The sequence below is a fragment of the Serratia oryzae genome (assembly GCF_001976145.1).
GTDB classification, from domain to species: domain Bacteria; phylum Pseudomonadota; class Gammaproteobacteria; order Enterobacterales; family Enterobacteriaceae; genus Chania; species Chania oryzae.
This window is the reverse complement of the sequence record NZ_MOXD01000003.1, coordinates 37510-60033: the sequence shown is the minus strand read 5'-3', so window position 1 is coordinate 60033 and position 22524 is coordinate 37510. Positions and strand designations below refer to the sequence as shown.

At 51.3% G+C, this 22524-nt stretch carries 28 protein-coding genes and 1 pseudogene; 21 read left to right on the top strand and 8 right to left on the bottom strand.

Annotated elements, in window-relative coordinates:
• Nucleotides 1-277: 277 nt before the first annotated feature.
• Nucleotides 278-856 carry a CoA pyrophosphatase gene (locus BMI79_RS06250; protein ID WP_076941296.1) on the bottom strand — a complete coding sequence of 193 codons (579 nt, stop codon included), beginning with the start codon at nucleotides 854-856 and terminating at the stop codon, nucleotides 278-280.
• Nucleotides 853-2226, bottom strand: a complete 1374-nt coding sequence (gene pabB / locus BMI79_RS06245; protein WP_076941295.1) for an aminodeoxychorismate synthase component 1 — start codon at nucleotides 2224-2226, stop codon at nucleotides 853-855. The genes BMI79_RS06250 and pabB overlap by 4 nt, the downstream gene beginning before the upstream one ends.
• Nucleotides 2227-2485: 259 nt before the next feature.
• Between pabB and BMI79_RS06240 the strand changes: the two genes are divergently transcribed.
• Both BMI79_RS06240 and BMI79_RS06235 read left to right on the top strand, forming a co-directional pair.
• Nucleotides 2486-3493 carry a glycosyltransferase gene (locus BMI79_RS06240; RefSeq protein WP_076941294.1) on the top strand — a complete coding sequence of 336 codons (1008 nt, stop codon included), beginning with the start codon at nucleotides 2486-2488 and terminating at the stop codon, nucleotides 3491-3493.
• Nucleotides 3494-3556: 63 nt separating this feature from the next.
• Complete coding sequence (locus tag BMI79_RS06235; protein WP_076941293.1) at nucleotides 3557-3796, top strand: YoaH family protein; 240 nt, start codon at nucleotides 3557-3559, stop codon at nucleotides 3794-3796.
• 36 nt (nucleotides 3797-3832) lie between these two features.
• On the opposite strand, the gene purT is transcribed toward BMI79_RS06235, so the two are convergent.
• Nucleotides 3833-5011, bottom strand: a complete 1179-nt coding sequence (gene purT, locus BMI79_RS06230) for a formate-dependent phosphoribosylglycinamide formyltransferase (protein WP_076941292.1) — start codon at nucleotides 5009-5011, stop codon at nucleotides 3833-3835.
• Between the two features lie 150 nt (nucleotides 5012-5161).
• Nucleotides 5162-5719, bottom strand: a complete 558-nt coding sequence (locus tag BMI79_RS06225; protein ID WP_125828741.1) for a fimbrial protein — start codon at nucleotides 5717-5719, stop codon at nucleotides 5162-5164.
• Nucleotides 5720-6144: 425 nt separating this feature from the next.
• On the opposite strand from BMI79_RS06225, the gene dbpA reads away from it, so the two are divergent.
• The 5 genes from dbpA to BMI79_RS06200 all read left to right on the top strand — a co-directional run bounded on the left by dbpA (nucleotide 6145) and on the right by BMI79_RS06200 (nucleotide 11192).
• Nucleotides 6145-7527, top strand: a complete 1383-nt coding sequence (dbpA, locus tag BMI79_RS06220) for an ATP-dependent RNA helicase DbpA (RefSeq protein ID WP_076941290.1) — start codon at nucleotides 6145-6147, stop codon at nucleotides 7525-7527.
• A gap of 85 nt (nucleotides 7528-7612) precedes the next feature.
• Nucleotides 7613-7942: a YebG family protein gene (locus tag BMI79_RS06215; RefSeq protein ID WP_076941289.1), complete on the top strand. Its 330-nt coding sequence runs from the start codon at nucleotides 7613-7615 to the stop codon at nucleotides 7940-7942.
• A gap of 31 nt (nucleotides 7943-7973) precedes the next feature.
• Complete coding sequence (yqfB, locus tag BMI79_RS06210) at nucleotides 7974-8282, top strand: N(4)-acetylcytidine aminohydrolase (RefSeq protein ID WP_076941288.1); 309 nt, start codon at nucleotides 7974-7976, stop codon at nucleotides 8280-8282.
• A gap of 152 nt (nucleotides 8283-8434) precedes the next feature.
• Nucleotides 8435-9088, top strand: coding sequence for a tellurite resistance TerB family protein (locus BMI79_RS06205; protein WP_076941287.1), 654 nt, complete (start codon nucleotides 8435-8437; stop codon nucleotides 9086-9088).
• Between the two features lie 70 nt (nucleotides 9089-9158).
• The gene (locus BMI79_RS06200; RefSeq protein ID WP_076941286.1) at nucleotides 9159-11192 is read left to right on the top strand and encodes a S9 family peptidase; all 2034 of its coding nucleotides are present in this window, start codon (nucleotides 9159-9161) and stop codon (nucleotides 11190-11192) included.
• A 33-nt stretch (nucleotides 11193-11225) separates the two neighbouring features.
• Here BMI79_RS06200 and exoX read toward each other — a convergent pair whose 3' ends face one another.
• Nucleotides 11226-11894: an exodeoxyribonuclease X gene (gene exoX, locus BMI79_RS06195; protein ID WP_076941676.1), complete on the bottom strand. Its 669-nt coding sequence runs from the start codon at nucleotides 11892-11894 to the stop codon at nucleotides 11226-11228.
• A gap of 403 nt (nucleotides 11895-12297) precedes the next feature.
• Between exoX and dksA the strand changes: the two genes are divergently transcribed.
• Nucleotides 12298-12735 carry an RNA polymerase-binding protein DksA gene (gene dksA, locus BMI79_RS06190; RefSeq protein WP_076941285.1) on the top strand — a complete coding sequence of 146 codons (438 nt, stop codon included), beginning with the start codon at nucleotides 12298-12300 and terminating at the stop codon, nucleotides 12733-12735.
• Nucleotides 12736-12844: 109 nt separating this feature from the next.
• Nucleotides 12845-13804, top strand: a complete 960-nt coding sequence (gene pip, locus BMI79_RS06185) for a prolyl aminopeptidase (RefSeq protein ID WP_076941284.1) — start codon at nucleotides 12845-12847, stop codon at nucleotides 13802-13804.
• Nucleotides 13805-13838: 34 nt separating this feature from the next.
• Here the strand turns inward: pip and BMI79_RS06180 are convergent, their stop codons facing one another.
• Nucleotides 13839-14069: a DNA polymerase III subunit theta gene (locus BMI79_RS06180; RefSeq protein WP_076941283.1), complete on the bottom strand. Its 231-nt coding sequence runs from the start codon at nucleotides 14067-14069 to the stop codon at nucleotides 13839-13841.
• A 384-nt stretch (nucleotides 14070-14453) separates the two neighbouring features.
• Here BMI79_RS06180 and ftnA point away from each other — a divergent pair, with 384 nt between their 5' ends.
• The 4 genes from ftnA (at nucleotide 14454) to BMI79_RS06160 (ending at nucleotide 16913) form a co-directional block, all read left to right on the top strand.
• On the top strand, nucleotides 14454-14972 hold the full coding sequence (gene ftnA / locus BMI79_RS06175) for a non-heme ferritin (RefSeq protein ID WP_076941282.1): 519 nt from the start codon (nucleotides 14454-14456) through the stop codon (nucleotides 14970-14972).
• Between the two features lie 262 nt (nucleotides 14973-15234).
• Entirely contained in the window at nucleotides 15235-15618 is a 384-nt protein-coding gene (yobA, locus tag BMI79_RS06170) for a CopC domain-containing protein YobA (protein ID WP_076941281.1), read from the top strand.
• A 3-nt stretch (nucleotides 15619-15621) separates the two neighbouring features.
• Nucleotides 15622-16503, top strand: coding sequence for a copper homeostasis membrane protein CopD (gene copD / locus BMI79_RS06165; protein WP_076941280.1), 882 nt, complete (start codon nucleotides 15622-15624; stop codon nucleotides 16501-16503).
• A 68-nt stretch (nucleotides 16504-16571) separates the two neighbouring features.
• Nucleotides 16572-16913, top strand: coding sequence for a YebY family protein (locus BMI79_RS06160; protein ID WP_076941279.1), 342 nt, complete (start codon nucleotides 16572-16574; stop codon nucleotides 16911-16913).
• A gap of 314 nt (nucleotides 16914-17227) precedes the next feature.
• On the opposite strand, the gene BMI79_RS06155 is transcribed toward BMI79_RS06160, so the two are convergent.
• On the bottom strand, nucleotides 17228-17479 hold the full coding sequence (locus tag BMI79_RS06155) for a tyrosine-type recombinase/integrase (protein ID WP_338326067.1): 252 nt from the start codon (nucleotides 17477-17479) through the stop codon (nucleotides 17228-17230).
• 101 nt (nucleotides 17480-17580) lie between these two features.
• On the opposite strand from BMI79_RS06155, the gene BMI79_RS06150 reads away from it, so the two are divergent.
• The 8 genes and pseudogenes from BMI79_RS06150 to BMI79_RS06120 all read left to right on the top strand — a co-directional run bounded on the left by BMI79_RS06150 (nucleotide 17581) and on the right by BMI79_RS06120 (nucleotide 21283).
• Entirely contained in the window at nucleotides 17581-17889 is a 309-nt protein-coding gene (locus tag BMI79_RS06150; RefSeq protein WP_076941278.1) for a hypothetical protein, read from the top strand.
• Nucleotides 17890-18429: 540 nt separating this feature from the next.
• A complete protein-coding gene (locus BMI79_RS06145) occupies nucleotides 18430-18624 on the top strand; it encodes a hypothetical protein (protein ID WP_076941277.1) in 195 nt (64 codons plus the stop codon).
• A gap of 313 nt (nucleotides 18625-18937) precedes the next feature.
• Complete coding sequence (locus BMI79_RS06140; RefSeq protein WP_076941276.1) at nucleotides 18938-19519, top strand: hypothetical protein; 582 nt, start codon at nucleotides 18938-18940, stop codon at nucleotides 19517-19519.
• A pseudogene (locus BMI79_RS24185) lies at nucleotides 19470-19773 on the top strand (LysR family transcriptional regulator); the annotation flags it as partial. The gene BMI79_RS06140 and the pseudogene BMI79_RS24185, both read left to right, overlap by 50 nt.
• Nucleotides 19774-19984: 211 nt before the next feature.
• Entirely contained in the window at nucleotides 19985-20140 is a 156-nt protein-coding gene (locus BMI79_RS23755; protein ID WP_158069105.1) for a hypothetical protein, read from the top strand.
• Nucleotides 20137-20529, top strand: a complete 393-nt coding sequence (locus BMI79_RS06130; RefSeq protein ID WP_076941275.1) for a DUF2570 family protein — start codon at nucleotides 20137-20139, stop codon at nucleotides 20527-20529. The genes BMI79_RS23755 and BMI79_RS06130 overlap by 4 nt, the downstream gene beginning before the upstream one ends.
• Nucleotides 20432-20662: an Rz1-like lysis system protein LysC gene (gene lysC / locus BMI79_RS24550; RefSeq protein WP_076941274.1), complete on the top strand. Its 231-nt coding sequence runs from the start codon at nucleotides 20432-20434 to the stop codon at nucleotides 20660-20662. Before BMI79_RS06130 ends, lysC begins: the two co-directional genes overlap by 98 nt.
• A gap of 237 nt (nucleotides 20663-20899) precedes the next feature.
• Nucleotides 20900-21283, top strand: a complete 384-nt coding sequence (locus BMI79_RS06120; RefSeq protein ID WP_083704381.1) for a hypothetical protein — start codon at nucleotides 20900-20902, stop codon at nucleotides 21281-21283.
• Between the two features lie 240 nt (nucleotides 21284-21523).
• On the opposite strand, the gene BMI79_RS06115 is transcribed toward BMI79_RS06120, so the two are convergent.
• Nucleotides 21524-22366, bottom strand: a complete 843-nt coding sequence (locus tag BMI79_RS06115) for a class I fructose-bisphosphate aldolase (protein ID WP_076941273.1) — start codon at nucleotides 22364-22366, stop codon at nucleotides 21524-21526.
• Nucleotides 22367-22524 lie beyond the last annotated feature (158 nt).

Here is a 22524-nt window from a genome sequence, read left to right as displayed (position 1 = left end):
GCAACCTGAGCTGCGCAGGAAACCAGGTGCTGATATCAAGCGTCTGCGGCGCTGCTTCCTGGGTTGAAACCTTACTGTGACAGTGGTTTGTCCCGGGTGTTGGTATTTTACAGGTATTTCATAATGTTTAAGAGAGTATTTACGGTTTTTTTAAAAGACGGATGCGCTGCACAGTAGTTGAAAAACCATTGCTATTAAGTGATAGCGATCGCTTTACATAGGGAAATTATAAGAGATAGGTACAATATTGCGCGGTAAGTCACAGAAACTGGCGGCTTTAAATGCTCACCTGCTGTGCCAGACGGCGGATGATGGCGGCAGTCAGCCCCCAGACAAACTGGCTTTGATACCAGGAAAGATAGAGCCGATGTGAGTGGCCACCGCGGTGAATATCCAGCGGATAATAACGTGAAAGCGTCAGCGCTTCGTGCAGCGGCATTTCAAACACCTCTGCCACTTCTTCGGCATTGGCATAGAATTCGATGTCTGGTGGTATCAGGCCAACGATGGGGGTGACTTGAAAGCCGGTGTTGCTGTCCAGCGGGGCCAGTTGCCCCAGCACATGCACTGCCTGCGAGGGGATCGCCACTTCTTCCTGCGCCTCCCGCAACGCGGTGACGATCGCTGAACCGTCTTCGGCATCGGTTTTACCGCCAGGAAAGGCCACCTGGCCCGCGTGCTTGCGCAATGAGTCGGCCCGGCGGGTAAGCAACAGGGTCGGTTCCGGCCGGCAAATAATCGGGATCAGCACCGCTGCCGGGCGCACGTTGTGTGAGGCCTGCGTTGCCTGCGGCAACTGCAGCTGAAAACGGCTGATGAAAGCGGCCAGCGACGCCGGATGATCCTGAGTTCTCACGAAACGGTAAACTCCCCCAACTGTGGCAATATTCGGCCTACCTTATCAAAGGTTTCCTGATATTCCGCCTGTTCCTGGCTGTCGGCAACGATGCCACCCCCTGCAGAACAATATAGACGACCTTTTTCGGTCATCAGCGTTCGGATGGTAATATTGGTGTCCATGGTGCCGCAGGCGCTGATGTAACCGATGCTGCCACAATAGGCATTACGCCGCTGCGGCTCCAGCTCTTCGATGATCGCCATGGCGCGGACCTTAGGAGCGCCGGTGATCGAGCCGCCAGGGAAGCAGGCACGCAGCAATTCGGTGGCTGGCGTGCTGGTGGGCAGAACGGCGGTGATGGTGCTGACCAGGTGATGCACCGCCGGGAACGGCTCTACGACAAATAGTTCCGGTACGCGCACGCTGCCCGGCAGTGCCACACGGCCAATATCATTGCGCAGCAGATCGACAATCATCAGGTTTTCAGCGCGATCCTTGGCTGAATGGGCCAACTTTTGTGCCTGGGCGGCGTCTGCCGCCGCATCGGCCAGGCGTGGCAAGGTGCCTTTGATTGGCCGAGTCTGGATCCGCTGGTTTTCCAGCCACAGAAAGCGCTCCGGTGACACACTCAGCACACTGTTTTGCGGTAGCCGCAAAAAAGCAGAAAACGGGGCACGGTTGCTGGCACTCAATTGGCAGAAAGCCTGCCATTCGTCACCTTGATAAGGCGCGGAAAAGCGCTGTGCCAGATTGATTTGGTAGCAGTCACCGCTACGCAGGTATTCCTGGATGCGGCGAAATTTCTCACCATATTGCTGGCGCGTCATATTCGCCTGCCAGTGGCCCGTCAGGGCAAAAGGCACGCAAGCGGGGGCCTGCTGTTGGTTGAGCCAGCGCCAGCGTTGTTCAACATCGCCATAGCTGAGCAGCGTCAGTGTTTGCCGCTGATGATCGGCAATTAACGCCCAGTCGTAAATACCGACCGCCATATCCGGCAGGGCGATATCCGCCTGAGCCCACTGCGGCAGGGCTTCTACGCGCCGCCCTAAATCGTAACCGAACAGCCCTAATGCGCCGCCCTGGAAAGGGAGGTCCGTATGCGGCTCCGGCTGCAGGTGCAGGGCATCCAATTGCTGTTGTAACAGCAGGAAAGGATCTTCTAGCGAGTTTTCACGCTCTGCGCCACGGCAAATCTCGGTGTTTGCGCCATGGGTGGTCAGAGTGGCGCGCGGTTCAGCAACCAGGATATCAAAGCGATTATGTGAGTGTTCGGCAAACCCGGAATGCAGCAGCATAGCCCAGGGTTGCTGCGCCAGTGGGGCAAACAGTTCCAGCAGTGACTCACGGGTATAGGGCAAAGATTTAAGGCTTGGAGTGGTTGCACTCATGGGTTTCAAAAGACCTGGCAGACTGGAATGACGATGTTGACCGGGCATTCTGCCATATTCTGTTCGTGGGTGCAGCTTACAGCGGTTCCTGATGAAAATTAAACGAAAGTTAAATGAAGCATTTTTTGTGAATTTTCTTCTCCGTTAAAATGTGAGTATTGAGGGTTATCAGCATTACAAAATATCGATTTTAGCAAGGTAGTGCATTGAACTTATTAGAATAATTAAACTTCTTACTTTTGCCAGCAATGAGTCCGGTATGTCATTAAAACTGAGTGTGATTGTCCCTCTGCATAATGCCGGGGAGCTGTTTGTGCCTTTTTTGGCGTCTTTGCTCGCACAGCAGGAGCCATCGCTGGAAGTGATCATAGTCAACGATGGTTCTACCGATGGTTCAGGGGAAATTGCTCACCGCTATGCCGCTCAGTACCCGCATATTAGCGTGATCGATCAAGAGAATGCAGGCGTATCTAATGCGCGTAACGCCGGATTGGCCGTCGCGCGTGGCAAATATGTCGCCTTTCCTGACGCCGATGATGTGTTAGCCCCTGACATGTATTCAACGCTGATTGAACAGGCAGAAAAGTATCAATTGGATGTGATGCAATGTAACGGTGAACGTTATTTTGCCAGCCATGACGAGCAGCAGTTGATTATCCCACCGCAGCGCTTGAAGAGCACCCGCGTGCTCAGCGGCGCGCAATGGCTGGAAAAGGCGCTGAAATCCAGGCGCTTTATTCATGTGGTGTGGCTGGCGGTTTATCGTCTTGATTTTATCAGGCAGCATCAGCTCTATTTTGAACCTGGCTTGCACCATCAGGATATTCCCTGGACCACCGAGGTGATGTTTAACGCTCAGCGGGTGAAATACCTCAGCAAACCGCTGTATCGCCAGTGGGTGCACGATCGGTCTATTAGTAACCGCCGCCGTGTAGGGTTGGCGAATGTTGAATATCAGCGTCATTACATGAAAATTGTAGAGATGCTGGTGGCATTGAATCAGCGCTATAGCCAGAAAATTTCCCTTTGCCCGGCGTTTCACTGGCAAATCACGCGCGAAGCGCTGGGGGTCTGCCACAGTATTCGCCGCGAACCCGAGCCAGAGGCGCGGCAACAGATCATCGAAGAGTTCTATCGGCGTGGCATCCATCGAGCGATGATCGCCAATATGCGTGGAATCAAGCAGGTTTGGCAGGTCATACTGTGGTTGCGCCGCCTGAAACAGTGGCGCAGCCACAGTCGCTACCCGGCGGGGGCTCCTGAATAACAGAGGTAGGGTTCAACGGTTTTAAGGCGTATAATCCACGTCCATTTTATCGGGGAGAAACACATGCTTGCAGGTATGCCATCACTGAGTCATCAAGAGCAGCAGGAAGCTGCTGAACGCATCCATTACTTGATGGAACAAGGCATGAGCAGTGGGGAAGCCATTGCGCGCGTCGCACAGGAAATCCGCGAAAAGCACCAAGGGGATCGGGTAACCGCCCTGTTCGACGACGAAGAGGAAGAAACGCAGGAAGAACCGACCGAATATCTGGAAGACGACGCGGAAGACGACGAAAATTATTGATCTTATCGGGGTTCGGCATGCCGAACCCCTGCGTTATCAGCCCTGAACTTTCACTGCCGCAGCCGCTTGTTTCGCCAATTCTACCGCTTGCTCAACGTTTGCCGCGCTGGCTAGTGCCACACCCAGGCGACGTTTACCACTGATCTCCGGCTTGCCGAATAAACGTACCTGATTGTGGCCGCTTAACGCCTGAGTCAACCCGCCGAATCGCACGTTTTGACTGGTCAGTTCAGGCAGGATCACCGCAGAGGCTGAAGGCCCGAACTGGCGGATGGTGCCGATCGGCAGCCCGAGAAATGCGCGCACATGCAGGGCGAATTCGGACAGACCCTGCGAAATCAGCGTAACCATGCCGGTATCGTGCGGGCGCGGCGACACTTCACTGAAAATCACGTCGTCACCGCAGACAAACAGCTCAACCCCAAACAAGCCAAAGCCCCCCAAGGCGTTCACCACGTTTGCGGCAATCGCCTGAGCACGGCTTAACGCCAGCTCAGACATCTGCTGGGGCTGCCAGGACTCACGGTAGTCGCCATCTTCCTGACGATGGCCGATCGGGGCACAGAAATGCACGCCATCAACGGCATTGATGGTCAGCAAGGTGATCTCGAAATCAAATTTCACTAACCCTTCCACAATCACCCGGCCACCGCCGGCGCGGCCGCCTTGCTGCGCGTATTCCCAGGCGCTGCCTAGCTGCTGTTCGCTGCGGATCAGGCTTTGCCCTTTACCAGACGAGCTCATGACCGGTTTGATGATGCACGGGTAGCCAATTTCCGCCACGGCCGCACGGAAACCCTCTTCGCTGTCGGCAAAGCGATAGGTCGAGGTTGGTAAACCGAGGGTTTCTGCCGCCAGGCGGCGGATACCTTCGCGGTTCATGGTTAGGCGCGTGGCTTCGGCGCAGGGCACCACGCGGTGCCCCTGTTGCTCCAACTCAACCAGCATGCTGGTAGCGATGGCTTCAATTTCCGGCACGATATAATCAGGGTGCTCTAACTCAATAACCGCTTTCAGCGCCTGACCATCCAGCATATTGATCACATGGCTGCGATGGGCGACATGCATGGCAGGAGCGTTTTGGTAACGATCGACGGCTATCACTTCTAGCCCTAAGCGCTGGCATTCAATGGCAACTTCTTTACCCAACTCGCCGGAGCCGAGCAGCATAACGCGGGTGGCGGACGGGCGCAGGGCGGTTCCAATGGTTAACATAGTTTCGTACCTGGGTCTGATAGGAATAATGCGGTCTGATAATGGTGGCGCATTATATACGAAAACGATTGCGTGTGCAGGTGAAGGCAACCTGCGAAGCTGCAAAAGAAGGCCGAGCCACCGCGCAATTAGCGGCCCGGCTGAGGAAAATTATGGATAGATGATGCTGAACTGGGTGGTTACATTGGCTGTGCCAGCCTTGATGTCGTTGCTTACTGCCACATAGCGGCCAGTGAAGATGAGTTTATTGATATTCCCGGGCGTAGTATCCAACTCGACCTTGTAGGAAAGGGTGTTAGGGGCTATTGAGGCATAGATATTGTACTTGGGATCGTTTTGTATCTGGAATGCAATGCCTTTAGCGGTTGTTGGCGCATCCTGATCATCAAGAGCAAAAGCGCGGTAAGCGGTGTATTCTGAAGCGGTACCTTCAAATCGAATTTGCGCATTTTTCACCTGTGGAGGGCAGTTGCTCAGTTCTATTTCAAACTCCTTTAGGGCAGCGGTTGCACCAGGCGAAGGAAATTGCCCGATAGCCATATCATCAAGCACAATATTTTGAGATGGAGTAATCATACAGGCGGTTCCCAGCAGCTTTGAGCTGAAAAGCAATGTGCCATCGCTGGCCATCGTCGCGTAGGTGCTTAATCCTGCCAGTATGCTGGCCAGGGTAATAACACGAGAAGTAAAGGATTTTTTCATCATCATACATTTCCTTATTTAATGGGGAGTTTCCTGGAAAATAAAAAATGACCGCCTGCGTAGTTATAATCATTTTTGTTTTTCAGTGAAGTTGCGAATTATCTTATTGAATATGTCTAATAAGGTGAGTTTTAAATGCTTCTTTTGTTTGTTTAAAAATGACGTTTTAATATTTTTCACTTTATGAAAATTCTTAACGTAAAAGTGATGTTTTTTGTTTCTTTATGGTTAAATATTTTATTGGCTTTTGTTTGATTTAAATCAAATCTTGCGTGGAACACTGACACTTTGTTGCCTGGTGCAACGCGATTTTGTGCAGTTTTTTTACTGCTGCAATCCGGAATCTGCATTAACTCTGTTATCATCTGCGCCTGATCCGGTGCCAGCCTGCGTGCCGCGCCGCCTTTCCACTTGCTATAAGAGTTATTGCCGTGAGCACAGTTTCCTTTTCTTCCCTGCCGCTGCCAGCCGAACAGTTGGCCAACCTCAACGAACTGGGGTATGCCGAAATGACGCCGGTACAGGCCGCAGCGCTGCCCGCCATCCTGAAAGGGCAGGACGTTCGTGCCAAAGCGAAAACCGGCAGCGGTAAGACGGCAGCATTCGGCATTGGCCTGCTGGATAAAATCAACGTTACCCAAGTAGCGGCTCAGGCGCTGATCCTGTGCCCGACCCGTGAATTGGCCGATCAGGTGAGCAAAGAACTGCGCCGCTTGGCGCGCTTCACGCAGAACATCAAAATTCTAACCTTGTGCGGCGGCCAGCCGGTAGGGCCACAGCTCGATTCGTTGGTGCATGCGCCGCATATCGTGGTGGGGACACCGGGGCGCATTCAGGAGCATCTGCGTAAGAAAACGCTGGTGCTGGATGATTTGAAGGTGCTGGTGCTGGATGAAGCCGATCGCATGCTGGATATGGGCTTTGCCGATGATATCGACGACGTGATCAGCTATACCCCACAGCAACGCCAGACGTTGCTGTTTTCCGCCACCTACCCGGCAGGTATCGAGCGCATCAGTGCCCGCGTGCAGCGCGAGCCGCTGAACGTGGAGGTGGATGGCGATGACGAGCCAACCACCATCGAGCAGCGTTTCTATGAAACCACACGCGATCAGCGCCCGGCGGTGTTGGTTGCGGCGATCCGCCATTACCAACCCGCTTCCTGCGTGGTGTTCTGCAACACCAAGCGTGACTGCCAGAGCGTGTTTGAAGCGCTGGAAGCGCGCGGCATCAGCGTGCTGGCACTGCATGGCGATCTGGAACAGCGCGATCGCGATCAGGTATTGGTACGCTTTGCCAACCGTAGCTGCCGTGTACTGGTGGCGACCGACGTCGCGGCCCGGGGGTTGGATATCAAAGATCTGGAACTGGTCGTAAACTACGAATTGGCGTTTGACCCGGAAGTGCACGTACACCGCATTGGCCGCACTGGCCGTGCGGGTATGGACGGGCTGGCCATCAGCCTGTGTACGCCACAGGAAATGGCGCGTGTCCATGCGATCGAAGAGTATCTGCAAATGACGGCTAATTGGCTGCCGGTTTCAGAACTCAGCGGTGCGTCAAATGTCTCGTTAGAAGCCGAAATGGTCACACTATGTATCGACGGTGGGCGCAAGGCGAAAATCCGCCCTGGCGATATTCTCGGTGCGCTGACTGGCGATGCCGGGCTGACGGCGGCAGAGGTGGGCAAGATTGATATGTTCCCGGTGCATGCTTATGTAGCGATCCGCAAGGCCAGCGCACGCAAGGCGCTGCAACAGCTTCAGCAGGGCAAGCTCAAAGGTAAAAGCTGCAAAGCGCGGCTGCTGAAATAATAAACGGCGGGGCGCTTGCGCTCCTGTCCGGTATGATATTATACTGTATAAAATTACAGTATAATTACCTTTGAGGAATGCGCACATGGCTGTTGAAGTGAAATACGTGGTAGTAAGAAACGGTGAGGAAAAAATGACTTTCGCTAACAAGAAAGATGCCGATGCCTACGACAAAATGCTGGATCTGGCCGACAGCCTCGGTGAATGGCTACAACAGGCACCGATCGCCCTGGAAGAGGAGCAGCGTGAAGGGCTGAGCTTCTTCCTGGCTGAAAATAAAGAAGCCTTAGCACAGATCTTGCGTGGTGCCGCGCCGCAGGAAACGGTGAAAAAACCGGCGAAAACCAAAGCAGAAAAACCGGTTGTCATCCTGCCAGAAGCGTCCGTACCAGAGTCAGAACAGCAGGCGGCATAATCTGCGGCACAATGATGAACCAGGAAGTGACATGGCTCGTGAGATAACCTTCTTCAGCCGCTTCGAGCAAGATATTATGGCCGGGCGCAAAACCATCACCATTCGGGATGCCAGTGAGTCTCATTTTCAACCCGGTGAGGTGTTGCGCGTGAGCCGTAACGAAGACGGCGTATTTTTCTGTTTTATTGACGTGCTGTCGGTCACGCCGATACGTTTAGGCGCGTTGACCGAGGCTCATGCTCAGCAGGAGAATATGACGCTCAGCGAGCTGAAGCAGGTGATCAACGATATTTATCCAGGGCTGGATGAGCTGTTTGTGATTGCTTTCAGCAAACGCTAATCCCTCGCTTTATACAACCTGCCAGCCTTCCGCGACACAATTTTGCACCTTTTATACATTTATTGACAAATAATCCCCTACTCTGAAGATTGATCGGCGCTTTGGCACTGGTAGTGCCTTCGTGCCACATTGCACCTGTTTAGAGGTAGATAATGAAAAATAACTGGATACAACAGATTCAATCCATGTTGGGTGATAAAGCCAACTCAATGGGAGGGGCGGAAGGCCTTGGTAAATTACTGGCCCCAACCGCGCTGGGCGGCCTGGTAGGCGTGCTATTAGCCAATAAGTCTTCCCGCAAAATGGTGGGCAAGTTGGGTAAAAACGCGTTGATAATCGGTGGCAGTGCGGCGTTAGGGGCTGTGCTGTGGAACAAATACAAACAGCGGGTCAAAGAAACGCATCAGGAAGAAGCACAGTTTGGCCAGCAGAGTACGCCAGCTGATTTGCGCGCCAAACGGCTGGTACAAGCGCTGGTGTTTGCGGCCAAAAGCGACGGCCATATCGACGAAGAAGAAAAGCAGGCGATCGACCACAGCCTGGAGCAGTTGCAGGTGGGTGAGGAAGCGCAACGCTGGGTGCAACAAGCCATTGAGCAGCCGCTGAATCCGGATCTGATTGCGCAAAGCGTGAAAAATGAAGATGAAGCGTTAGAAGTGTATTACCTGAGCTGTATGGTGATTGATGTCGATCATTTTATGGAGCGTAGCTACCTTGACGCGTTGGCACAATCGCTGAAAATTCCGGCTGACGTCAAGCAGGGCATCGAAAACGACGTTCATGAGAAAAAACGTGATTTGGTGTAGCTCCGCCGCTTGTTAATCCGAGGGGGATCGGTCACTCTTGTTTTAATCAAGGTAAGCGGATGATTTAGCAATGATGACACCCCCTAAGGCAGATAAACGTCCTTATCCGATCACCACTCACGGTGACACGCGCGTTGATGATTATTACTGGTTGCGTGATGACGAACGCGCAGATCCACAGGTACTGGACTATTTACGGGCTGAGAATGCCTATACGGATGCACAGTTAAAGCCGCAGCAGGCGCTGCGCGAAGCGCTGTATCAGGAAATGGTCGCACGTATCCCGCAACAGGAACATTCCGTGCCTTACGTAAAGCGCGGTTTCCGTTATCAGACCCGCTACGAGCCGGGTAATGAATATGCGCTCTATGTCCGCCAGCCAGAAGCGGCACGCGAGCAGTGGAGCACCTTGATCGACGGTAATCAGCGCGCCGAAGGGCACGAGTTTTATACGTTGGGTGGGTTGGACGTGAGCCCAAATAACCAGCGCCTGGCGGTGGCGGAAGATTTTCTGTCACGCCGCCAATATGATATTCGTTTCAAGAACCTGGATGATGATAGCTGGTTCGGTGAGGTGCTGGAGAACACCTCCGGCAATTTTGAGTGGGCGAACGACTCCGCCACCGTTTATTACGTTCGCAAACATGCGAAAACGCTGCTGCCATATCAGGTATACCGGCACGTGGTGGGCAGCGATCCGCAGCAGGATGTGCTGATTTATGAAGAACAGGATGACACTTTCTATGTCGGCCTGGAAAAAACCACCTCTGAACGTTTCATCCTGATCCATCTCAGCAGCACCACCACATCAGAGATTCTGTTGCTGGACGCGGATGATGCCAACAGCACGCCGCAGATGTTTGCCCCACGACGGAAAGATCACGAATACGGCCTTGACCACTACCATCAGCATTTCTATATCCGCTCCAACAAAGACGGCAAGAACTTTGGTCTTTACCAAAGCGAGCAAGGCGATGAGGCGCAATGGCAAACGCTGATCGCACCACGTGCCGAGGTAATGATTGAGGGGTTCAGCCTGTTTCGCGACTGGCTGGTGGTGGAAGAGCGTATCGCAGGCCTGACGCAGCTGCGCCAGATTCATTGGCGTAGCGGAGAAGACAAAAGCATCGTCTTCGACGATCCAACCTATGTCACCTGGCTGGCGTACAACCCGCAGCCAGAAACTGCTCTGCTGCGGTATGGCTATTCTTCTATGACCACGCCTTCCACGATGTATGAATTGAATCTGGACAGCGGCGAGCGCGTGCAGCTCAAGCAGCAGGAAGTGAAAAACTTTACTGCGGAAAACTACCGCAGCGAACGGGTGTGGGTGAAGGCGCGCGATGGCGTTGAAGTGCCGGTATCGCTGGTTTACCGTACCGATCGCTTTGCTCAGGGTGCGAATCCGTTATTGGTCTATGGCTATGGTTCTTACGGTAGCAGCATGGATCCGGCGTTCAGCGCCAGCCGCCTTAGCCTGCTGGACCGTGGCTTCGTTTTCGCTCTGGCACACATTCGCGGCGGCGCCGAACTGGGCCAACTGTGGTATGAAGACGGCAAGCTGTTCAAAAAACAGAATACCTTCAACGACTTTATTGACGTGACCGAAACGCTGGTGGCGCAAGGTTATGGTGACGGCCAACGGGTATTTGCCATGGGCGGCAGCGCGGGTGGGCTATTGATGGGGGCAATCATCAATCAGGCACCTCAGTTGTACCATGGCGTGGTCGCGCAGGTTCCGTTTGTGGACGTGGTGACTACCATGCTGGATGAGTCGATCCCGCTGACCACCGGTGAATATGACGAGTGGGGTAATCCAAACGACAAGGCCTACTACGACTATATCAAACAGTACAGCCCTTATGATCAGGTGCAAGCGCAGGATTACCCGCATCTGTTAGTCACCACCGGCTTGCATGATTCGCAGGTGCAATACTGGGAACCTGCGAAGTGGGTGGCAAAACTGCGTGAGCTGAAAACTGACGATCGCCAGCTGTTGCTGCATACCGATATGGATGCGGGCCACGGCGGCAAGTCAGGCCGTTTTAAGGCTTATGAAGATATCGCGTTGGAGTATGCGTTCATTCTTTCGCTGGCCGAGTAGCGAAAACGCGGGTGGCAGAAGCCGCCCGCACCGTTATCCGATCAGATAATACTTCAGCGTATGTTTCATGTCGGGGCTGAGATCGTCAATGGATTTCAGCATCCAGCGCAGATAGCCGGGATCGTCCTGCGCCACTCGTTCAATCTCTTGTCCACGATATTTGCCGAATTTGAACTTTTTCAGCAATACCGGCTGTTCGGTGATCTGCACCATCTGTTCTGGCGTCCAGCCCGAATCCCGCATAATGCGTTGCAGCAGCGCAGCGGTTACATAGCAGTCATACAGCGCACGGTGCGGATAAAGCGTGGTGTCCTGCGGCAGTTGGACATCCAGATTCAGGGCATAACGCAGGTATTGATTACCATATTTAATGTCTGGGTAGAGCGCTCGCGCCAGCTTTACGGTACAAATCCAGGCACCATGCATTTCTGGCAATACCCCGCGATCGAATGCCGCATTGTGTGCCACATAGTATTTACTGCCCTGATAGCGGCCAATCGCCACCGCGATGCGTGGCTTACCTTCAACCATTTGTTCGGTGATATGGTGAATGGCCATGGCATCAAGGCTGATGGGGCGATCGGGGCTGATCAGATCGTTCATCGGGTTGGTAATGCGCCCGTCAATAACATCGACAGAGGCCACTTCCACTACGCCGCCGTCCAGCCCGCAGGTTTCGGTATCTATGACACGTAAGCTCATATTTTTCTCGATGATAGTCGCTTGTTTTCGCTTAACGATACGTGACATAGGGGTTTTCAGACAACAAAAAACCCGCCTTGGCGGGTTTAACTACGGTCGGAAGTGCGCTTATTCGCCAGATGATTGACCTTTCTTGGCACGCTTGCCAGCCCGTTTTTCGGCTGGAGTTTTTAACGGCTTCTTCTTCGCATTTTTCTTGCTATCCATTCCCTTACTCATTATGGCCTCTCAGTTACCTATGGTTGGGTAGGTTGCCGCTCTATTAACCCTTTAACGGCTACCCTATGCAAGCAGTAAAGCGGGCTTGAGTATCAACACGTTGTTAATCCGATGATTATTCTTTATTAACATTCCATGCATTAAAAATGTTATAGTATAACAAATTTGCGTACCGGAGAGTTCCATGACAGTAATGACGTTGTTAAGCGAGCAGCAACTGCTGGCGATGCCGGAATCTGATTACATGAATACGGAGCAGCGGGCGTTTTTCCGCCAGCGTTTGCTGGAGGAACAACAGAGGCTTTGGCAACACATTGACGTGCTGAAGCGAGATATCGATAGCGGTGATGTGAGTGGTGACGAAGCTGACAAGGCAGCGCGGGAAGAAGATCTGCGTTTGCTGTTCCGCCAGTTGGATCGAGAAAGCCGCCTGCTACCGAAGATGACTGCGGCATTAGCAAGGCTGGAGAAGGGTGACTACGGCTATTGCCTGGAGACGGGGGAACCGATTGGGCTGGCGCGATTATTATTACGCCCGACGGCAGAGTTGTGCATTGAAGCCAAAACGGCTCAGGAGATGCGTGAACCGCATTTACGTAAGAACAAATCGGCGTCATTTTAAGCAACTATCGCTAACATACTGGCGTAATTAAGTGTTTTCTCGTTTTAACGTTGACCAGATGCGCGGCTTCGGCTTTGATGAATGAATAACTCACACAGACGGAAACGCCATGGAACAGTTACGAGGTTTGTACCCGCCATTAGCAGCTTATGATAGCGGTTGGTTGGACACCGGGGAGGGGCACCGGATCTACTGGGAATTGAGTGGTAACCCAAACGGTAAACCTGCCGTATTTCTCCACGGCGGCCCCGGCGGCGGGATTGCTCCTTACCACCGTCAGCTGTTTGATCCTGAGCGCTATAAGGTGCTGCTGTTTGATCAACGCGGCTGCGGTCGTTCCAAGCCCCATGCCAGCCTGGATAATAATACCACCTGGCATCTGGTGGCGGATATTGAACGGCTGCGCAAGATGATCGGTGTGGAACAATGGCTGGTGTTTGGCGGTTCCTGGGGCTCGACTCTGGCGCTGGCATATGCCCAAACGCATCCGCAATGCGTCAGTGAGATGGTGTTACGCGGTATTTTCACACTGCGCAAGCGGGAGCTGAGTTGGTATTATCAGGATGGCGCCTCACGTTTTTTCCCCGACAAATGGGAACGCGTATTGTCCATTCTGTCTGCAGAGGAGCGTAAAGACGTTATTGCCGCTTATCGCCAGCGTTTGACGTCGCCAGACCTGCAGATCCAGCTCGAAGCCGCCAAGCTATGGAGCGTGTGGGAAGGTGAAACTGTGACGCTGTTGCCAAACAGCGCCTCAGCTTCTTTTTCTTTCGGTGAGGATGATTTCGCTTTGGCCTTTGCGCGCATCGAAAATCATTACTTTACCCACCTGGGTTTTCTTGAGAGTGACGATCAACTCCTGAAAAACGTCCACCTGATCCGCCATATCCCAGCGGTGATTGTGCATGGCCGCTATGACATGGCCTGTCAGGTGCAAAACGCTTGGGATCTGGCGCAAGCTTGGCCGGAGGCTGAGCTGTATATCGTTGAAGGGGCAGGGCACGCAACGGATGAGCCTGGCATTCTGCACCACTTGATGCTGGCAACCGATCGCTTTGTTGGCAAGTAACTGACCAGTAAGCCTGCCGCAACGGCAGGTTCTTCTACTTCGCTTTAGGCTCATACGGCAGGCGCGAGAACTTGTGCGATTCAGCACGATAGTGTGCCACGCGCTCACGAAAGTAGTCCCGCAGGTGCGTAGGTTGTTCACGCTCCACCATCTCTGGGATCACCGGCATGTTGTAGCGTTCTTTGAATGCTACACCTGAAGCGGCCAGATCGACGTTAATTTTGTCCATCTCGTCTTTGGAGAGCTCGGCCAGATTATAACCCATGGTATCGTCCTTCCTGTTGTCGCATTAAATCAGCGCAGAAGGTAATTCACCCATGGCCACTTGGCAAGTCTGAAACAAGCATAAATTGCCAGGATATTCCTGCAGGCAAGGTTCACTGGAGAAAAGTAGGGTTATTTTATTACCATGTAATAGAAGAGGGGGATTTTCTCTCTAAATAATAACTATTCGCTTTACAAGCCAGCGTAAAGGCTGGGGATATTATCCTGGTGTTCTTTGAACTATTATGGAAAATATTTAACCGAATGAAAATTAAAAGTAATCTATATGGGTGAAGAGAGGTTAATCAAGAGTGTTTATTTTGTTTGAATCAGGGCATAATACGAGGAACTCAATTTTATGGTCTGAAAAATAAAAGGAATCATCATGTTGCCGCAAGAAATGATAAAAAAACTCAATGAACAACTTAACCTGGAGTTTTATTCTGCCAATCTGTATTTGCAGATGAGCGCTTGGTGTAGCGACAAGGGCTTTGAGGGGGCTGCAGGGTTCTTGAAAAAACATGCTCAGGAAGAGATGCAGCACATGCAACGTCTCTTTGATTACCTTAGTGACACCGGAGCTTTACCCCTGCTGGGCAGCATTGCGGCACCGCCGACCGAGTTTGAGTCGCTAGCTGATGTTTTCCAGCAAACTTACGAACATGAGCAACTGATCACCCGCCAAATCAACGAATTGGCGCATGTGGCAATGACTACCCATGATTATTCCACTTTCCACTTCCTGCAATGGTATGTGGCTGAGCAGCATGAAGAAGAAAAGCTGTTCAAATCGGTGCTGGACAAACTGGCGTTGGTGGGCAACAGCGGCAAAGCCTTGTTCTTTATTGATAAAGATTTGAAGAGAATGAGCGCAGCGTCTGAAGGTGGCAACGGCCAGGCTTGATGACAGCTTCTGTAAACCGCGTATCTTCAAGGTATGCGGTTTTTTATACCCTGCATTTATAGTGGCTTTACAGCGATACGTGCTGCCAAACACTAAAATACCAGTGATGTGCTCGACTTGGTGATTCACCATCGTTATTATTTAACGCGATACGTTGCTACAACCTGCAGCGCAATCATGTGGTAGGGTAAGGTTGCGGAAACATCGCTCCGGTTAACGGCCTGCCCCTGATCACCTTCATTATGATAAAAGGGACACCTCTGTGATCGCTAAAATCCGTTCATCCTATCGCCTGCTTTCTACCCTTTTTGTCCTGTTTGTCGGGCTTTCCTCCCAGCAGGCTCTGGCGCATGCTCATCTTAAAATGCAGACGCCAGCGGCTGATACCACCACCCATTCCGCTCCGAAAATGTTGACGCTGAATTTCTCTGAAGGCATCGAGCCGAACTTCAGTGGGGTGAAAGTCACCGGCCCTGACCATAGCGTGGTGAAAACCGGCAAGCTGACCCTGGATCCCAATAACAGCACGCAGATCAACGTACCGATTGAAACGGAACTGACGGCGGGGAAATATAGCGTCAGTTGGCATGTGGTTTCCGTTGATGGCCACAAAACCAAAGGTCAATACAGTTTTACCGTAAACTGACCGATGACTCTGGCGGCTCTTTTTATTCTGTGTCGCTTTGCGCACTTTGCGGCGGTGATGCTGATGTTTGGAAGCAGCCTGTTCACCGCCGTGCTGTCACCTCAGCGTTTCTCTCCGCTCATTACCCGCGATTTACACCCGCTACTGCTGGCATCGACCTGGCTTTCTGCGTTTACCGCATTGCTGATGCTGGCGGTGCAGGCCGGGCTGATGGGGGATGGTTGGGCCGATACCTGGCAGTTGGCAACCTGGTGGGCGGTTCTGGGCACGACGTTCGGTGAGGCCTGGCGCTGGCATTTGGCGGTGGCGTGGTTGGTTTTGTTGGCGCTACGCCTACCGGTTCCCTATCGTGCTAAGGTGCTCGCCGGGTGTTCCGCGCTGTTACTGGTCAGCATGGCGTTTATCGGCCATGCGGCGATGCACGCGGGCGCGCTGGGCGTTTTGCACCGTTTTAACCATGCGTTACACCTGTTGGCAGCAAGTTATTGGTTTGGCTGCTTGCTACCGCTGCTGGCCTGTCTGCGTTATCTAGTTCAGCCGCAGTGGCGCAGCGATGCGCTGGTGGCGCTGATCCGCTTTTCTCGTTGGGGCCATGCTGCGGTCGCGGTGGTGATCCTCACCGGCGTGATTAACAGCCTGATTATTCTTGGGCATTGGCCGTTGAATATCGACTCCCCTTATCAGCGTTTGCTGGTGCTTAAAATCGCGTTGGTGGCGCTGATGGTATTGGCCGCGCTGGCCAACCGTTACGCTATTGTGCCTGCGATGGGGAGCGTGCCCACATTGGCACAACGCGGGCTGATCTTGGCCTGCTGGTGCGAAGTGGTGTTGGGGGGGGCCGTTTTGTTACTGGTCAGTGTTTTTGCAACCTACGCACCCGTGTGACATTGCGGCTTGCCGCAGCCCCTTAGTTGCGGGAAAATCGAATTAAATTGCAACCTTAAGGCCATCTCATGAAATCTGTAATTCTTGGTATCGCACTGCTGGCGACGGCAACCAGCGCATTGGCGGCAGATAAACTGATTAACGTCACTAAACTGGAATACGGCAAACAGTGGGCGTTCACCAAAGAGGAAGTGACGCTGCAATGCCGCAAGGGTAATGCGCTGTTTGTGCTCAACAACAGTACGTTAATGCAGTATCCACTGAACGATGCCGCCCAGGCGCAGGTGAAAGCGGGGCAACAGCGAGCCCAGCCTCTGGATGTGATTCTGCTGGATGATGCCCATAATCCAGGCAAGAAAATGAGCGTTGAAGTTTTTCGTACAAGAGCGGAAAAACTTTGTGCCGAGTAATTGGTTGTCAACCAATAGGTTATGAAAAGGTTGACGGAGAAGTGGGATTATCTCTAATTAATTTCTTTGCGAAATTATCACTTGCCGTGCGGCTGGCTGGCAAAACTAGCACCTTAAGCTACTCTTAAAGTGCATGGCTGAGTAAGCCCTGCATAAATGCCAACTTTTAGCGCACGGCTCTATCCCAAGAGCCATTTCCCTAGACCGAATATAGGAATCGTATTCGGTCTTTTTTTATCCAATTGATTTATAAGGGAAATTTATCTCATGTCCGAAAATGTCCGAAATTTGTTCGAATTTTGATATCCGGTCTTTTATAGCATCACGTACTCTTTCCCCCTCGTATCGAGATACTTGTCCGTCATTTTCACCGATTTGTGCCCTAGTAATTTCATTGCAAACTCCTTCCCTTTCTCCCTCTCATACAGTCGCCCCGCCAGGCTCCGGATCTCATGGAATGTCGGCGGCGAATCCTCAAGAGCAATCTCGGCTGATTGCAGGAGTGCCGATAAAGTGCAGGAACAGCGATTTGGTGCAAGTAGGTTAGTGGGGAAATTTCGTGACACTAGTCACATTAAATAATTTTTAGGTAATTTTAAGTGGGATAGCCCCTAGTTAAGTGCTACTTTTTCCCGGTTGTTACCATTTGTATTTTTAAGGACAAAAAATGAAACGAAAATCAAAAATTATATTGTCTGCTGCGGTTGCTCTCACTTTGACAGGTTGTGCTACAGGCGCGCCAGATACGATGCTATTGCAACAAGGTACGGTCAATGTGCTGGGGCTGGCTTCAACCGATGAACTGACCCTTTCAAATATTCAGAAGGGAGAGGCAAATGCGTTAGGCAGCAGTAATGTTGTTTTTGATGCTGTAACTGCTAAAGGGCGTAAATTTAGCTGTCAGACGTTGATGATGCCTAGCTTGAACCCTCTGGATAAGCCAACGTACGGTGAGTTTAAGTGCCAACCTAAATAAAGCAAGTCTCAAGTTATCAAGTACGGCGAACATTGAGCTGCTACATAACGACTAGTACAACTAAAATCACATATGACGTAAATGAAATGCCTCGCAAATGCCGAGGCATTTTTTCGATAATTGCAAATTAAGAGTGTGAAGCAACATACCCGCGAAGTCTATTACCCCCCGACCGCAAGACTTCCAACGTTTTTGTGCAGGCGACAGAGAAGCCAGAAAAGACGTTATGGATAGCCAGCCAATACTGACCTTCATTATCATGCCAGACGCAGAACAATGCTACGGTGTCCGGATCGGGCGATGGGTAAACATTGTTCTTGTTCATTAAGGAAATGGCCATTCCCATGACGGTTAACTTCTGTATATACGGATCCTGGCCACTATCAATATCAGATGCAGATAGCGGCGTTGAAACTGGTTCTGTTGGCGAGTCTGACGGCGACGAAGCCAAGGATTAACTACAAAGCCGGGAGAAATCCCGGCCATGCGTTAATTGTTAATGTATTGTAGACATTTACATAAGGCAAAGGAGAAAACGGAATGCGGCCAGGCATCAGCAAAGAAGAGGTCACATTGTTTCTTGATGATCTCACCATGCTTTTAGAGGAGGGGATCGACAAGGCAGTGGTTTATAATGTGTTACGGATTTTAGAATTCAGGCGACAAACCGCGAAATTGGAGTTCATCAAACGCTTATTAACCACTTCAAGTGATAATTGCGATATCGACAGTTGAAATCCTCCAAACCGCCACTACATAGCAGTTAAGGCTGCCCCGTACCGGCTTCGTGATGTTTGTTTAGGGGTAAACATCGGGAGGGGCAGCGGTCAGAAGCTTTCTTCATCGCTCACGCCCATAGCCCTCAAAGGGCGGATTTTCCTTTCCCCTTCATTCCCATGCCTAATGATAGAGTGCAGTATGATACTGTGAAAATCTGATTTTATGTGTTGGTAACATAAGCATTAAAAAACCTGCAAAAAACATTGCCATATGATTGTTTTTTATTTAATAATTTCAAGGCTAATGAAATTATTCACGAGGGGCGATTGTGGGTACCAAATTCATTCTAAACCTATTTTTTTTCTCGTTTTTAAGTTGTCTATTTTGTCCTGATGCACGTGCGACTAAGACAGGAACAATTACGATAAAGTTTGGAGAAACAACAGAGGATACGTTTAAAAAAATACATCCTAGTGCAGTAAAAATAGGTTTCAATAAAGCCCTGAAGGGTAATATTTACCTATTAACCCCTAATTTAAACAAAGATGTGCGTAAGGATATCGTCCCTGAAGATCTCGACAAAGTATTATTACTCTTTGATGAAAGTAAAAACCTGGTTGCATTACAACTAAAATTTATAAAGGATTCTTTCGGATTGGGCAGTTCCGTGCTTGCTAAAAAATACGCTGTAATAACTGAGGAAAAGACAATTTTCGGCACTAAGTACATAGAGTTGTACAATGAGGGAGTTTTTATTTATCTTATTACGCCATCCTACTTCTCAGGTTCCACGCTGTTTTTTATAAGAAGTGACAGTAAAGAATATATTCTAAAAAAGGCTCCTGAAAGTCTATTGATGAATGAGGTTAAATTTCTTGATTTCATGGCAGATAAATGTTTTACGCCCTGATAGTCTTTATTTTTTCACCGTCGCCCGTGAAATAAGTTTTACCCGCGCGGCGGCCCATCTTGGTGTGACGCAACCTACGGATTTCTGCGCTAGAAGAACGCCCGAAAATCCAACTCATTACGCGAACCACACGCAGTGTATCGCCAACCGCTGCAGAAGAACGGCTGTTGCAGGCCATCGGTAACCGCCTTGATGAGATTGAAGCCGAATTGGATATGCTTACGGAGTTGCGTGACAAAACCGTTGGTACGGTGTGAATTACCTGTGGGCCAGGCGTTTTGCGCAACAGGAGCTTTTTCATGTCTGTTCCGAGCTAATGTGTGTTGTACCAGTGATAGCCAAACGCTTTCTGCTATCTGTTCTCCGGCCATCTTGAAATACTGTTTATTCAAACAGCTCTTTTGGGCTTTAGAGTCAAAGATGAAAAACGATTGTGCCTTGGGCGGATGAATATAAGGAGAAATTATGGCTAAACCTGTTACTACCACAACGGCAGCGGTGTCTGATACGGTGCACCAGGCTGGCAAAGAACGGGAGAGTCCCCTGTGTACCTGGACGAGCAATCTGCGTGACACGCCAGCCAAGTTCCTGGACGCGCCACATGCGGGAATTCCAGCATGAACCAATACGGATTAATTAGCCTGCTGCTGGTAGCCATCTGTCTCGGTTGGTATGCCTCTTCGCTGTCAGAAGATCTCAACATCACGAAGAAGGAAAACAAATCGCTGGTGGCTGCAGTGAAAGATCGTGACGGGACAATCAGTGCGCTGAAAGATGCCACAGATGCTGACCGCCGCGCCACCGAGGAACAGTTGAAGATTGAACAGCAGAAGAGGGCAAAAGCCGATGCTGAAAACGAAAAGCTACGCAAGGCGTTGGAGAATAACGGTTGCAGCAATCAGCAGTTGCCAGATGATGTTCGCCGTATCTTGCGCAGAGAAACCGAAGCCGCTGCCAGCCGCGCAACTGATCTACGTGTATCCCCCCGCGGCACTGCTCCAGCAATGTAAACAAACGCCATTTGCCGGAGAAACTTTCGGAGATGCGGTAATGGCGCTGCAGGTGACTCAGAACGAGCTTGATATATGCGCTTCGCGTATTGATGGGCTGATTAAGTGGCAGCGGGATAACGCAGGAAAGTAACATTACAGATGGCACTCAATAAGCGCCATCGCTAATGTGGCTTCACGGCTATAACAAACTGCAGGCAATCAAGTTGTCAGCAGCTGAATGTTCGCCGTCTTTCACCTAAGTACTTACACCCCTGCACCAGCAACGCAAGGCCTAGCCTCGTTGAAAAATAACGTTAATGATGATTGTCCTCTTCCCTTGCTCTGCTACCATGTAATGAATTGTTACTTGTCTATGGGAAGGGATGAAATGAAAAAGATTTTTGCCGTAGTACTGCTGGCATCGTTGTTGACGGGTTGCGCATCTTCAGCGGGCAACGAAAACCTACATAAAGAAACCCAAGCGAGCATAAAAAGTAAGATTAAAGAAGGTGTGACAACCAAGGCTGAAGTCAAAGGGATTCTGGGTTCTCCGGATAACGTTAGTTTTACCGATAAAAAAAATGAAATCTGGAAATACGAATATGTCGAAGCGACAGTCGCCGGGGAATCATACATTCCATTCTATGGCTTATTCCATAACGGGATGAAGGGCACCCAAAAAGATCTTGCCGTTATTTTTAATGGTGACGTGGTTGAGAAGTACACCATGTCAGAGTCACCTCTCGAAACCAAGACCGGATGGGCTGACTAAAGGTTATCGATTCTTCCGGCTAAATCACTCTATTAAGCCCACTTATGTGGGTTTTTTGTTGTAAAGTCAATAAAAGCGCTGAAATCCCGGCAGCGTCAGACAATGAGGAGGTCTATAAACATTTTCAAAGCCCCTAATAATCATTCAAACTGAAATAATGCGGTTTAATGCTTCAATAGGACGCTCCGTCGCATTTTGCCCGATATTGATTCGGGAGCGTTATCGGGCGTAGCAGCAAAATCAACCCTGCTGATAAATCTCCAATGCCTGCTCACCGCTGGCGCCTTGGTGGACGATCGCCATCAGTGCGCTGACCACCCGTGACGGATTGCTGTGCTGATACACGTTGCGGCCATACACCATCCCACTGGCGCCTTGAGCCATCAACGCGGCGGATTTTTCTAGTACCGCGCTCAATTCACCTTTGCCACCGCCGCGCACCAGCGTCGGGCAGCGCGCCGCCTCTACAATGCGGTGGAAGTCCTGCACCCGGTCGGTGGGATCGGCTTTAATGATATCCGCCCCCAACTCCCGTGCCAGCCTGACCAATGGCACCATTTTCTCGACATCCCCCAGTGAACCGTAGGCAGCCCCCAATCCCGCCGGGGCCATTACCAGCGGTTCAATCATCAGCGGCATGGCGTAGCGCTCGCAGGCGTGGCGCAGGCGGCCGATATTCTCTACGCACTGGCGGAAAATGCCGGGCTCGTCAGGAATCATGTACAGATTCACCACCACGGCGGCGGCGTCCATCTGCAATGCCGCCAGAATAGGGGCTTCCGGGTTGTGCAGCACCGCCCACATTTCGCGGTGGCGAGCGGCGTTATAGGCGTTGCCAACGTCGGTGCGCATCACCAGAGCCGGTTTATTGCGCAGCGGTGTATTTTGCAGCAGGTCAGCCTGACCATAGTTGACCTGAATCGCATCCGGCTGTGCCGCAATCAGGCTGTGCATAACCTGCGCAATATTTTCCAGCCCAATCAAGAAATCAGGCTCGTTAGCGATGCCGTGATCGATCGCGACATCAAGGCATTTTCCCTGATTAAACAGGCGGTTCATCCGTACTTTACTGCTCAATTGCATGCCAATACCTCCTGACGATGTGGTTATTTCAGTATTGCCGAGCGGGGGAGATTACGACAGGTGGGATGCATAAATTGCGTTGCTGTTCGCACATTTAAGCCAAAAAACAGGCAGGCCTGCCGAGCTATCGCTGGCAGTAGGGGGCGCTTAGGCGCCAT